We start from the raw sequence: 13053 nt of genomic DNA on the forward strand, positions 1-13053 counted from the left end.
TAATGAGAGTTCCTGTTTTTATCTTATTTATGGCGATGACAATGGGTTTATATGCACAGAAATATAAAGTAGGTACGACTACAGCTTTGTGGAAAGTACCTGCTTCCACAGACTTTTCTCAAGCCCGGTCTGTAGGGGTAGAGTATGTGGAAGTAGCATTTAACCAGTGTTATAGAGGAGTTCCGGCAGATGAAGTTGTTCCTCGTATCCGGGATATGAAAGCAAAAATTGATAGTGCCGGTATCAAGGTCTGGTCTATACATCTTCCTTTCTCACGCACGTTGGACATATCGGTGCTGGATGAAAAGAAAAGGAAAGAAAATGTAGATTTTATGGCGGAGATGATTGGACAGTGTGCTCAGTTTCAGCCGAAATGTTTGGTATTGCATCCTAGTTCCGAGCCTATTGCTGACAGTATTCGGGCACAAAGAATAACTAACGCTTCCAGGTCTATCGCTTATCTGAAAAAATATGCGGATCAAATAGGAGCACAGTTGTGCATCGAAAATCTGCCGAGAACTTGTCTGGGTAATACTCCTGAAGAGCTTTTGGAGATAATCAAAGATATTCCGGGTGTGAAGGTTTGTTTTGATACCAATCATTATACTAAAGGGACGACAGAGCATTTTGTAGAAACTGTTGGTGAACGTATAGGTACTATACATGCCTCGGACTTTGACTTTGTCAACGAGTGTCACTGGCTTCCTACACAAGGTGACATTCAATGGGGAAAGTTAATGCATGCACTCGAAGGAATCGGCTATGAAGGGGTTTTCATGTATGAAGCTACCAAAGACCATGAAAACGACAATACGCGTCCGACACCGGAACGGGTGGTTGAGACTTTCAATAAAATAATTAATGACTATAAAAATCAGAAATAAGATGGATATAATAAGAAAAATACAATATTTACTGTTTTGTCTTTTGGCAATAGGTTTTGTTGCTTGTGATGATGATGACAACAACAGTACCGAAACAGGTCATGAAGGAATTCTTACGCAATTGGCAGAGGAAGTAGATGCCACTGCACAACAGTTGTGGAGTTCTTCTCCTTTGATTGTTAATACCGGACGTACCACTACTTTGACCAAGATCCAGGGATATGCGGATAAGTGTAAAGATGATTATTTCATCAGTTATCTGAATGGCTTCGATCAGGCAAGTACGAGTATGGAAAAGTGTGATCCGATTATCTATTTTTATCGGAGTGCATTTGATCGTGTGATGGATGGAATTAAAAACTCAAAAGTAGAAAATGGTACGGCAGCGATCTGGTTACTCTATAATATGGGGTATGTGGTAAAAACTCCGTCAGGATGTTTTGCTATTGACATTTCTCATCGTTGGGCGAAAGAGCTGGCACCTTATATTGATTTTCTCTGTGTTACACACAAGCACTCCGATCATTATGATAATGATCTTATCCAGGCTATGTTTGATTTAGGTAAACCGGTGTTATCCAACTATTTGAAAGATACGACATATCCTTATACTGCAAAGGGGGATAAAGATTATGAAATTGGAAAATTCAAGATTAAAACCTGTATCACTGACCATAACAATGCCGGGTTATCTAATTTTGTGACTGTGTTTTCGATCGATTGTGGGGAAGATACCGGTAATTTCGTTTTTATGCATGTAGGAGACTCTAATTATAAACCGGAACAATATACGAATCTGGCTTCTCATGTGAATGTTTTGATACCGCGTTATGCTCCCAATGCTCTGACCGAAAATAATATTCTGGGTTCAGGTGCGGGACAGGTGGAGCCTGATTATGTCTTGTTATCACATATCTTGGAACTGGCTCATGCAGGTGTTGATGAATCAAGATGGTCATTGGATATGGCACTCGAACGGGTTTCGAAGATTAACTGTGAACAGACTTATGTACCAATGTGGGGAGAAAAACTAGTCTGGAAAAACAATAAACTGAATTAAAATTCTTAATGCTTGAACTTATGAAACGGATATGTAACTTCATACTTCTTCTGTGTTTGGTGCAACTGGCTGTTGCCCAAAATAGAATAGCTGAAATCAGAGAAAATCTGCTGGGAAATCATCCCGATAAAATATTGGTTGTATCCCACCGGGCTGACTGGCGTAATGCCCCGGAAAACTCATTGCAAGGTATACAGAATTGCATTGATATGGGTGTCGATATGGTGGAGATCGATTTGAAACGAACCAAAGACGGACATTTAGTAGTGATGCATGATAAAACAATCAATCGTACCATGTCCGGAAAAGGACTGGTGGAAGATTATACATTGGCCGAATTGAAAGCAATGCGTCTTAAAAATGGAGTAGCTTGTAAGACACGACATCAGATTCCTACATTGGAAGAAGTGATGTTGCTTTGTAAAGGTAAGATTATGGTAAATATTGATAAGGGGTATGATTATTTTCAGGAAGCTTATATTGTACTCGAAAAGACGGGAACGGTTGACCAGTGTGTTATCAAAGCCGGTCTTCCTTATGAACAAGTGAAAGCCGAAAACGGTGCTGTATTGGATAAAGTGATTTTTATGCCTATTGTACAGTTGCATAAAAAAGGAGCCGAAGCTATTATTGACAGTTACCAGACTCACATGAAGCCTGCTGCTTATGAGTTAGTGTTTGATAATAATAGTCCGGAGGTGCTTAACCTGATAAAAAAAGTGCGTGATACAGGTTCTAAGTTGTTTATAAACTCTCTTTGGCCCGAATTATGCGGTGGTCATGATGACGACCGTGCAGTAGAACTTCATCAACCGGATGAAAGCTGGGGATGGATCATTAATCAGGGAGCCAAATTAATTCAAACTGACCGTCCTGCCCTCTTATTGGAGTATCTGCGCAAAAAGAAACTTCACGACTAAATAGACTTTTTCATGTTGAAACAACTTATAAACTTTTACAAGGTCTCTTCACCGAGACCTTGTAACGGGGAAGCTTTGTCTTCATCCGGCTCACAACATCTTCATTCCGATGCCCGTCGTCTGAAATACCTGAAATGGTCTACTTTCCTTTCAGCCACTTTCGGTTACGGCATGTACTATGTTTGCCGCCTTAGCCTGAATGTCGTGAAGAAGCCCATCGTAGATGAAGGAATTTTCTCCGAAACGGAACTGGGAATTATCGGTTCGGTATTGTTCTTTACTTACGCCCTTGGAAAATTTACGAATGGTTTTCTGGCCGACCGTAGCAATATCAACCGCTTTATGACTACCGGTTTACTGGTAACTGCTTTAGTGAACCTGTGCCTGGGTTTTACCCATTCTTTTATTCTGTTTGCTCTCCTTTGGGGGATTAGTGGCTGGTTTCAGTCTATGGGTGCTGCTTCTTGTGTAGTGGGACTTTCCCGTTGGTTTACGGACAAAGAACGGGGTTCTTATTACGGGTTTTGGTCTGCCAGCCACAATATCGGTGAGGCGTTGACCTTCCTAATTGTTGCGTCTATCGTTAGTGTATTGGGGTGGAGATACGGTTTCTTTGGTGCCGGTATTGTTGGTTTGCTTGGTACTTTAATTGTGTGGAAGTTCTTCCATGACACTCCCGAGAGTCAGGGCTTTCCTCCTGTGAATGCTCCCAAACAGAAAGAGGAGATGAGTATGGCGGAAACGACAGACTTTAATAAAGCCCAACGCCAGGTATTGATGATGCCTGCCATCTGGATACTGGCTCTTTCGAGTGCTTTCATGTATATCAGTCGCTATGCTATCAATAGCTGGGGTGTTTTTTATCTGGAAGCGCAAAAGGGATATTCCACACTGGATGCCAGCTTCATTATTTCCATCTGTCCGGTCTGTGGTATCGTAGGTACCGTATTTTCGGGTGTTATTTCTGACAAGTTATTTGGCGGTCGTCGAAATGTTCCCGCCCTGATTTTCGGATTGATGAATGTTCTTGCACTTAGCCTGTTCTTGTTGGTTCCCGGCGTACACTTCTGGATAGATGTGTTGGCCATGGTTCTTTTCGGTTTGGGTATCGGAGTTCTCATTTGTTTTTTAGGTGGCCTGATGGCTGTCGATATTGCTCCCCGTAATGCGTCGGGAGCAGCGTTGGGGGTGGTCGGCATTGCCAGTTATATTGGGGCCGGATTACAGGATGTAATGAGTGGTGTTCTGATAGAGGGGCAGAAGACGGTTCAGAATGGAGTCGATGTTTATGATTTCACTTATATCAATTGGTTCTGGATAGGAGCGGCTCTGCTGTCGGTATTCTTTGCATTATTGGTTTGGAATGCAAAATCAAAAGAGTCAGATTAGTTTCAGGTATATTAGATATATCAGGTATATTAGGCTAGATTGAAAAAACTTGTTTCCAAAAGAGGATGACAAATGTCTATTTTCAATGGTATCGGTTTTTATTTCGGGAAGTTCGTAGCTACGATTCTTCCCGAAATGTTTTTATCATATGTATGTTTTCTCTGCCAACCAACGATTGATATTACGAGTTTCCGCACTAAATTCCACACCGATTTTTATTATTTCCCGGTGGTCTTTCTGATAAGGAATCAGATATCCTTTCTCGTCAATTTGCTTCATCGCTTCTTCTGCTGTTCCATTTAATTTGAACTCAAACACATAGACATATTTCGGCGTTTTAACCATAGCATCGGCACGTCCACGGGTGCTGCGCACTTCCGCTTCCGTGAATTGTCCCATCAGTTTGAATACGAGATAGAAGATAACCTGATAGTGGCGTTCAGTCTGGTCATTTAATTCATACGGAATATCAGCAAAGAAAGCTTCCAGACGGGTGAGGAAAGATTCATAATCACCTGTGCGTAATTCCTGAACAAATTTGCCGATATAAAATCCCTGATCGTTGTTCTTCATTGGAGTGTAAAATGGAACAAGGAAATTAATGAATCCGTAGCGCACTTCATCATTCGGAAAATCAAGTAGATAGTTCTGAAACTCTCTGTCATAATCCTTAATAGTCAGATATCCACTTTGATAAATGAGTGGTACGGGATTATTAGCATCCATTCTATATTCTGCAAAAGAAGAGGCAGGTGCTTCTATGCCATTTAATAAAGTACGGAGATCATACTCACTTTTTTGCAATAATTCAACCAAGAATGTCGGCGTACCAGTCTGGAACCAATAGCTACCCAACTCCAGTTTGCTGAAAGCATTCAATACACTAAACGGATTGAATACTCCTGCACCATCCGGATGAAAATGATAGCCGTCGTAGTTGCGTTCCATTGCAGTGACCACCTCTTCCGGTGTCTGATTGTTTTTGCGGCCGAAAGTTTCAATTTCGGGTTCGAAAGTATTTTTCAGTTCTTCGCGGGTGATACCGCAAAGCGTGGCGTAAGAATAATCTAGACTAATGTCATTCAACTGATTCAGATCGCTGAATACGCTGACTTGTGAGAACTTTGTAACTCCGGTCAGAAAAACAAAACGGAGATATGCGTCGGCACTTTTTAGTACTCCATAAAAGGCTTTCAATGTCTGACGATATTCTTCGAACAATTTCGGACGGGTAATGGCCTGTAAAAGAGGTTTGTCATATTCATCTACCAATACGACTACACCTTTTCCTGTTTTCAAGGAAGCCTGTTCGATTACATAACTAAAGCGCTCTTCAGGACTCCGGTCTTTTTTCTCATCACCATAAATAGCTTCCCATTTTTCTAAATATTGGTTTAGCATTGCAATTAAATCTGCTGCCGTTTCATATTTTTTTGCATTCAGATCAAGATGTAAAACCGGATGATGTTCCCATTTCGTCTCCAGTTGTTCAATAGCCAAACCGTCGAATAGTTCTTTTTTTCCTTGAAAATAAGCATCGAATGTAGAAATTAATAAGCTTTTACCAAAGCGACGCGGCCTGCTTAGAAAATATGGCTTTCCTAGATTAGCCATACGCCATACAAGTGCTGTTTTATCCACATAAAGATAATTTTCCTTCCGTATCCCTTCGAATGTTTGTATTCCAATAGGAAGTTTACGCATCAAGTTGTCCATATCCGATGATTTTAGAGTTTCTTGTGCAAATATACAATATGCATATGAGAATTTAGACAGAATGCGAATATAATCTTTTCAGAATCTTTTCAGTATCATGCTTTTTCTTTGCGTAGAATAATTTACTATCTTTGCTACTTTAACCCGAAAATCAATGAGTAGAATAATATTAAATACTAAGACTTGGCTATTATTTGTGCTGTTGTTTGGATCATTTTCTGTATGGGCACAAAGTGATGATTTCAATACATGGACTAAATTCAAGGTCAATCATAAGATCGATTCTCGCTTTTCGGTTTCAGGTGATTTGGAGCTGCGCATGAAAGATGATGTGAGTAAATTGGATCGTTGGGGGCTGACTGTTGGTGGAAGTTACCGGCCCTATTCGTTTTTGAATCTGGGTGTTGGCTATGAAACCCATTTTCGGAATTTGGGTGACTCGGACTGGAAATTCAGGCATCGTTATCATATAACTGCTACTGCCAGTTTTCGTTATCAATGGTTGAAAGTAGCTGTAAGGGAAAGATTTCAGCAGACGTTGGATCGTGGCAACTCTGAAACTCGTTTGCGTTCCCGCTTGAAATTATCCTATGTTCCTACAAAAGGAATTGTTTCTCCTTATTTCTCTGTTGAAATCTATCAGAGTCTGGATGACGCTTCTTTCTGGAGAGCCGATCGTATGCGCTATCGTCCCGGAGTGGAAATAGCTTTGGCCAAATGTTGGTCGTTGGATGCATTCTATTGTTATCAATATGCATCTTCACAAGGCAGACACATTGCCGGAATAGAAGTGGGGTATTCTTTCTGAAATTAGTAGGCTCTTAATATAATAATGTGAGAGTTTAATACTTGGTTTCTGACTACTTGCTTATAACTCATTGGTTATTTGTGTTTTAACTTAAAATGTAAAATTTTCCTATAGAAACCATACTTCGGTTTAATATAATTATATACTTTTGCTTTCAAGACATCAAAATGATATCTTGAAATTGATGATTCCACAGTACAACAGACGTGTTGTTCAGTATCCCATAACCGAAAGCGAATAACTTCCTCTTATGTCATCCTTTCTGTTCAATCAAAAGTTTCTATTGGGAAATTAAAAAATAAATGTGATGAAACTATTTTATAACCTACAAAGGGGCGTGGGTTTACTTGTTTTTTGTTCTATTTTGCTTAGTGCTTGTGTGAACCATATTTCGGAGGAAGAGGAGGATAGTGTTAATAATGGAGATATTCTATTGAAATTTATTGCCGATATTCGTGAGTCAGTTGGTACCCGTATGGCAAATAATAACTTTGCCGAAGGGGATGAAGTCGGTCTGTTTGCTCTTGCCGGAACTACTACAATGCAAGAAGAACGTTATGTAGATAATCTTCATTTCATACGTTCATCCAATGGCGAGTTTGAATCTAACGAGTCGGTATACTATCCGGATGATGGAGTTACATTGAATTTAATCAGTTATTATCCTTATCAAAAGAGTGGAGTGGGGATAGGGGAGAGTACCATGCAGGTGGCGGTTTCAACGACTCAAAATATTCCTGATGATTATTCACATTCTGATTTCCTGATTGCTTCTAAAGAAGAGGTATTAGCCAGTAAGGAGGCGGTCGCTCTGACCTATAATCATCAGTTTTTTCGTCTGAAAATTGTTCTTATTCCTGGAGAGGGGGAGAATCTGGAAGATATGTTATCCGTTAAGCCTACGCTTTCGGTGAGTGGCTTTTATACTAAAACAAGTTATGATTTTCAGAAAAAGACCTTCTCTGGTTATTCCGAAGAGAAAGATATTATTCCTGCAGGAGAATGGGAGATAAAAGATGGTCGATTGATAGGAAAAGAATTTATTCTGATACCGCAGGAGGCGACTCCGGGATACCAATACATAACGTTGGAAGCTGCAGGAAAGCTATATACAAGTCTATTACCATCTACTTTACAATTAAAAAGTGGAAAGCAGCGCGAATTGGAAATAAAGTTTGTATCAGCCGAAGATGTATTAATGAGCAAAGTGAATGGGGAAATCGGAGATTGGGACGGAACCGAAATAGATCATACTGAATCGGTCACGCTCCATAAATACATAGATGTTTCGAAGTTGACTTTTGAAAAGTCGAATGTGTATAAAGTGTTACATTCGGGAAAGCAAGTAGCCGAAATATGTAAGGAGTATCTTGTTACTTCGGAATTTTCTTCGCAGGCAATCGTTGCCTATCCGATGAAAAAAGATGGTAGTGTGGACTTATCTCAAGGTGTTGTGGCACAGTTACTAGGGAAATCCGGAAAAGTGAATGGAGGAAGCGTATCATGGAATATGGAAGATCACTCATTGGCCTATGTTGACGGAACTTTGCCGATTCGTAATAATGTATATGTGATGGCAGACGGAACCGTTTCTTTATCCGTTACAATGGCAGATGACATACTACCTGTTTTGGCATTGGAAGATATCGTTCGTGATGTACGTGGAGGAATCATTCATAATTATCCGTTAGTGAAGATCGGAACTCAATATTGGATGCGGGATAATCTGGAGGTATCTTCGTATATAGACGGTGAAGCACTTTCCAGACTGGATGCAGTGACAGCGAATGTTGTCGGATATCTGCAATCTGCTACGGAACACTATTTTTATACAGCTAATGTAGTACTTTCTAATAAAATTCTACCTATTCATTGGAGTATACCGGATTGGAAAGACTGGAATATTTTAAAAGACTATCTGAATGGAGAGGCTTCTTTGCTGAAATCAGGTACTTGGTTACCTTTGAAAGCGGGAGAACAGGCACAGCCTGCAACTAATTTATCCGGTTTTAATGGAATACCTGTAGGAATGTATGTGGGGGCTTTTCAAACTGATTATGAGAAAAAACATCTGGCATATTGGACACTGGATAATGCAAATGCTGCTATCGACGCCAAGGTTTTCTATCTGAAAAGTGATACGGATATCATTGAAGAATCTAATGCAGGTGTTGATACAAAAGCCTTTGCCATTCGTTGCATAAGAAAGTAAATCGACGAAAAAGGCTTCTCTTTTCCATAAATTGCTTATATTTGGGAAGTAAAACTAACTAAAAGAGAGAACTATGAAGAAGATAATAAACCCCTGGAAAGGTTTGGAAGGGTACAACTGCTTTGGTTGTGCTTCCAATAATGAAGCCGGATTAAAAATGGAATTTTACGAAGATGGTGACGAAGTAGTAAGCATTTGGAAACCACGTCCCGAATATCAAGGCTGGATTGATACCTTGCATGGCGGTATTCAAGCTGTTTTGATGGATGAAATCTGTGCCTGGGTTATACTTCGTAAACTACAAACCACGGGGGTGACGTCGAAGATGGAAACTCGTTACCGGAAATCGATTGATATCAAAGATTCTCATATAGTACTGCGTGCGTCTATTAAAGAGGTAAAGCGGAACATCGTTATTGTTGAAGCAAAGTTATATAATAAGGATGGAGAAGTTTGTACAGAATCGGTTTGTACTTACTTTACTTTCTCGAAAGAAAAGTCGAAAGATGAAATGCATTTTTCGAAATGCGATGTAGAATCGGAAGAAATATTACCATTAATTTGAAATAAAAACTCAAGTTTTTGTGATAAATGTTTGGTAGTATCAAACAAATGCTTTACTTTTGTCGCAGTTAATAAAAGAAATATGAAATATACAGCTACACATCATCATCATCATTTTCCTAACGAATAATCGGTGGGCGTGGATGATATTGTGTATAACTATATAAACGATAACGAAGGCTTACCGAATACGGTAAGCCTTTTTTGTTTTTTCAACGCAGATTGTATTTGTAATTAATAATTAGTAATTAAATAAAGTCATGTTAAGAATCGCAGTACAAGCCAAAGGACGTCTCTTCGAAGAGACAATGGCACTTTTAGAAGAGTCAGATATCAAGTTAAGCACTACTAAACGTACCTTGTTGGTACAGTCTTCTAACTTTCCTATCGAAGTTCTATTTCTTCGTGATGATGATATTCCGCAAACGGTAGCTACTGGGGTAGCTGATTTGGGAATTGTTGGTGAGAACGAGTTTATGGAAAAGGAGGAAGATGCAGAAATCGTCAAACGTCTGGGATTCAGCAAATGTCGTCTGTCACTGGCTATGCCGAAGGATATTGAATATCCCGGTTTGTCATGGTTTGAAGGCAAGAAGATTGCTACCTCTTATCCGGTGATTCTTCGTAACTTCCTGAAAAAAAATAATGTAAATGCTGAAATACATGTGATAACCGGTTCGGTAGAGGTGTCTCCGGGTATTGGATTGGCTGATGCCATTTTTGATATTGTAAGCTCCGGTTCTACTTTGGTCAGCAACCGTTTGAAAGAAGTGGAAGTTGTAATGAAGTCGGAAGCATTGTTGATTGGCAACAAGAACATGAGCGAAGAGAAAAAAGAAGTGCTCGAAGAATTGCTATTCCGTATGAACGCAGTAAAAACAGCTGAAGATAAAAAATATGTATTGATGAATGCTCCAAAGGACAAACTGGAAGAAATCATAGCTGTATTGCCGGGTATGAAGAGTCCCACAGTGATGCCATTGGCACAGGAAGGCTGGTGTTCTGTTCATACAGTACTTGATGAAAAACGCTTTTGGGAAATCATCGGAAAACTGAAAGGACTGGGAGCAGAAGGTATTTTGGTACTGCCGATTGAAAAGATGATTGTATAAATAGATAGGAACGAAAATTCATTCCTGATAAAATATGAACCATGAAATTGATTAAATATCCCTCAAAAGAGCAATGGACGGAACTTTTGAAACGTCCGGCACTAAATACGGAAAGTTTGTTCGATACTGTTCGTTCTATTATAAATAAGGTAAGGACAGAAGGCGATAAAGCAGTATTGGAATATGAGGCTGCTTTTGATAAAGTAACCTTGTCCGTACTTGCTGTGACTCCTGAAGAGGTTCAAGCCGCCGGGACATTAGTAAACGATGAACTGAAAACTGCCATTTCTTTAGCTAAACAAAACATTGAAACATTCCACTCTTCCCAGCGTTTTGTCGGGAAGAAGGTAGAGACAATGAATGGGGTAACTTGCTGGCAAAAATCAGTGGGAATCGAAAAGGTCGGCTTATATATTCCGGGTGGAACAGCACCGCTTTTCTCAACTGTATTAATGTTGGCTGTTCCGGCTAAAATTGCAGGATGCAAGGAAATCGTACTTTGCACGCCTCCCGATAAGAATGGAAATATTCATCCGGCTATCCTTTTTGCTGCGCAACTGGCAGGTGTCAGCAAAATATTCAAGGCTGGTGGTGTGCAGGCTATTGCTGCTATGGCCTATGGAACGGAGAGTGTCCCCAAAGTATATAAGATATTTGGTCCTGGCAATCAATATGTGACAGCCGCCAAACAGTTGGTAAGCCTGCGTGATGTAGCTATCGATATGCCTGCCGGTCCTTCAGAAGTGGAAGTTCTGGCTGATGCATCTGCCAATCCGGTTTTTGTGGCAGCAGATCTTTTGTCACAGGCAGAACACGGAATAGATAGCCAGGCTATATTGATTACCACTTCCGAGAAACTGCAAACAGAGGTGATGGCAGAAGTGGAGCGTCAATTAGCAGAACTTCCCCGTCGTGAAATTGCAGCGAAATCACTGGAGAATAGTAAATTGATTTTAGTGAAGGATCTGGATGAAGCATTGGAACTGACTAACGCGTATGCTCCGGAACATCTAATCATAGAAACGGAAAACTATATGGAAGTGGCCGAACGTGTGATAAATGCAGGTTCTGTCTTCTTAGGTTCGTTAACTCCCGAGAGTGCCGGCGACTATGCTTCCGGAACGAATCACACCCTGCCGACCAACGGTTATGCCAAAGCCTATAGTGGTGTAAGTCTGGATAGTTTTATCCGTAAGATTACATTTCAGGAAATTCTCCCGGAAGGAATAAAAGCTATCGGTCCTGCTATTGAAGAGATGGCGGCTAATGAACAGCTGGATGCACATAAAAATGCCGTCACAGTTCGTCTCAAAGCAATTCAAAATTCATAATTTAAAACTTAAAGAAGTGAAAACGTTACAAGAACTAACCCGGCCGAATATCTGGAAATTAAAACCCTACTCTTCGGCACGAGATGAATATAAAGGAGTTACAGCCTCTGTTTTCCTGGATGCAAACGAGAACCCCTACAATACGCCTCATAACCGCTATCCGGATCCTATGCAGTGCGAACTGAAGACGCTGTTGTCGAAAATCAAAAAAGTATCCCCTGAACATATTTTTCTTGGAAACGGTAGCGATGAGGCCATCGACTTGGTTTTTCGTGCATTCTGCGAACCGGGAAAAGATAATGTCGTAGCCATCGACCCTACTTATGGTATGTATCAGGTTTGTGCCGATGTGAACGATGTGGAATATCGGAAAGTATTACTGGATGATGATTTCCAGTTCTCTGCCGATAAACTGCTGGCGGCTACCGACGAACACACCAAATTGATTTTCCTTTGCTCGCCTAATAACCCGACAGGAAATGATTTGCTCCGTTCTGAAATAGAAAAAGTGCTCTGTCAGTTCGAAGGATTGGTGATGCTGGATGAGGCTTACAATGATTTTTCCCAGGCTCCGTCTTTCCTCGAAGAGCTGGATAAATACCCCAACCTTGTCGTATTCCAGACCTTCTCCAAGGCTTGGGGATGTGCTGCAATTCGCTTGGGAATGGCTTTTGCTTCCAAAGAAATTATAGACATCCTTAGCAAAATCAAATACCCCTATAATGTCAATCAGTTGACCCAACAACAAGCTATTTCTATGTTGCATAAGTACTATGAGATAGAGCGTTGGGTGAAAACGTTGAAGGAAGAGCGTGATTATCTGGAAGCGGAATTTGAAAAGCTTCCATGTACCATCAAATTGTTTCCTTCTGACGCCAACTTCTTTTTGGCTAAAGTGACAGATGCTGTGAAGATATACAACTATTTGGTCAGTGAAGGAATCATAGTGCGTAATCGTCATAATATTTCACTTTGTTGCAACTGTTTGCGTGTAACTGTCGGTACCCGTGTAGAAAATAATACCCTACTGGCTGCCCTTAAAAACTATCAAGGATAA

General features: G+C 40.4%; 11 protein-coding genes. 10 read left to right on the top strand and 1 reads right to left on the bottom strand.

Annotation, left to right across the window (positions count from 1 at the left end; all coding sequences use genetic code 11):
• The first annotated feature begins 2 nt into the window (after positions 1-2).
• Genes DXB58_RS17535 through DXB58_RS17550 form a run of 4 tightly spaced genes read left to right on the top strand, consistent with a single transcriptional unit; the run spans position 3 to position 4253 of the window.
• A complete protein-coding gene (locus DXB58_RS17535) occupies positions 3-884 on the top strand; it encodes a sugar phosphate isomerase/epimerase (protein WP_122137691.1) in 882 nt (293 codons plus the stop codon).
• Between the two features lies 1 nt (position 885).
• Complete coding sequence (locus DXB58_RS17540) at positions 886-1944, top strand: MBL fold metallo-hydrolase (protein WP_122137692.1); 1059 nt, start codon at positions 886-888, stop codon at positions 1942-1944.
• Between the two features lie 20 nt (positions 1945-1964).
• The gene (locus tag DXB58_RS17545) at positions 1965-2864 is read left to right on the top strand and encodes a glycerophosphodiester phosphodiesterase family protein (protein WP_122137745.1); all 900 of its coding nucleotides are present in this window, start codon (positions 1965-1967) and stop codon (positions 2862-2864) included.
• Between the two features lie 12 nt (positions 2865-2876).
• Positions 2877-4253: an MFS transporter gene (locus DXB58_RS17550; protein ID WP_122137693.1), complete on the top strand. Its 1377-nt coding sequence runs from the start codon at positions 2877-2879 to the stop codon at positions 4251-4253.
• Between the two features lie 144 nt (positions 4254-4397).
• Here DXB58_RS17550 and DXB58_RS17555 read toward each other — a convergent pair whose 3' ends face one another.
• A complete protein-coding gene (locus DXB58_RS17555; protein WP_122137694.1) occupies positions 4398-5969 on the bottom strand; it encodes an ATP-binding protein in 1572 nt (523 codons plus the stop codon).
• A 154-nt stretch (positions 5970-6123) separates the two neighbouring features.
• On the opposite strand from DXB58_RS17555, the gene DXB58_RS17560 reads away from it, so the two are divergent.
• The 6 genes from DXB58_RS17560 (at position 6124) to hisC (ending at position 13053) form a co-directional block, all read left to right on the top strand.
• The gene (locus DXB58_RS17560) at positions 6124-6777 is read left to right on the top strand and encodes a DUF2490 domain-containing protein (protein WP_122137695.1); all 654 of its coding nucleotides are present in this window, start codon (positions 6124-6126) and stop codon (positions 6775-6777) included.
• A gap of 307 nt (positions 6778-7084) precedes the next feature.
• A complete protein-coding gene (locus DXB58_RS17565; protein WP_122137696.1) occupies positions 7085-8989 on the top strand; it encodes a fimbrillin family protein in 1905 nt (634 codons plus the stop codon).
• 73 nt (positions 8990-9062) lie between these two features.
• Positions 9063-9554 carry a PaaI family thioesterase gene (locus DXB58_RS17570; protein WP_122137697.1) on the top strand — a complete coding sequence of 164 codons (492 nt, stop codon included), beginning with the start codon at positions 9063-9065 and terminating at the stop codon, positions 9552-9554.
• A gap of 259 nt (positions 9555-9813) precedes the next feature.
• On the top strand, positions 9814-10665 hold the full coding sequence (gene hisG, locus DXB58_RS17575) for an ATP phosphoribosyltransferase (protein WP_117937510.1): 852 nt from the start codon (positions 9814-9816) through the stop codon (positions 10663-10665).
• Between the two features lie 41 nt (positions 10666-10706).
• Positions 10707-11996, top strand: a complete 1290-nt coding sequence (hisD, locus tag DXB58_RS17580; protein ID WP_122137698.1) for a histidinol dehydrogenase — start codon at positions 10707-10709, stop codon at positions 11994-11996.
• Entirely contained in the window at positions 11956-13053 is a 1098-nt protein-coding gene (hisC, locus tag DXB58_RS17585) for a histidinol-phosphate transaminase (RefSeq protein ID WP_199487980.1), read from the top strand. The genes hisD and hisC overlap by 41 nt, the downstream gene beginning before the upstream one ends.

It is taken from the genome of Bacteroides sp. OM05-10AA (assembly GCF_003439055.1).
GTDB lineage: Bacteria > Bacteroidota > Bacteroidia > Bacteroidales > Bacteroidaceae > Bacteroides > Bacteroides intestinigallinarum.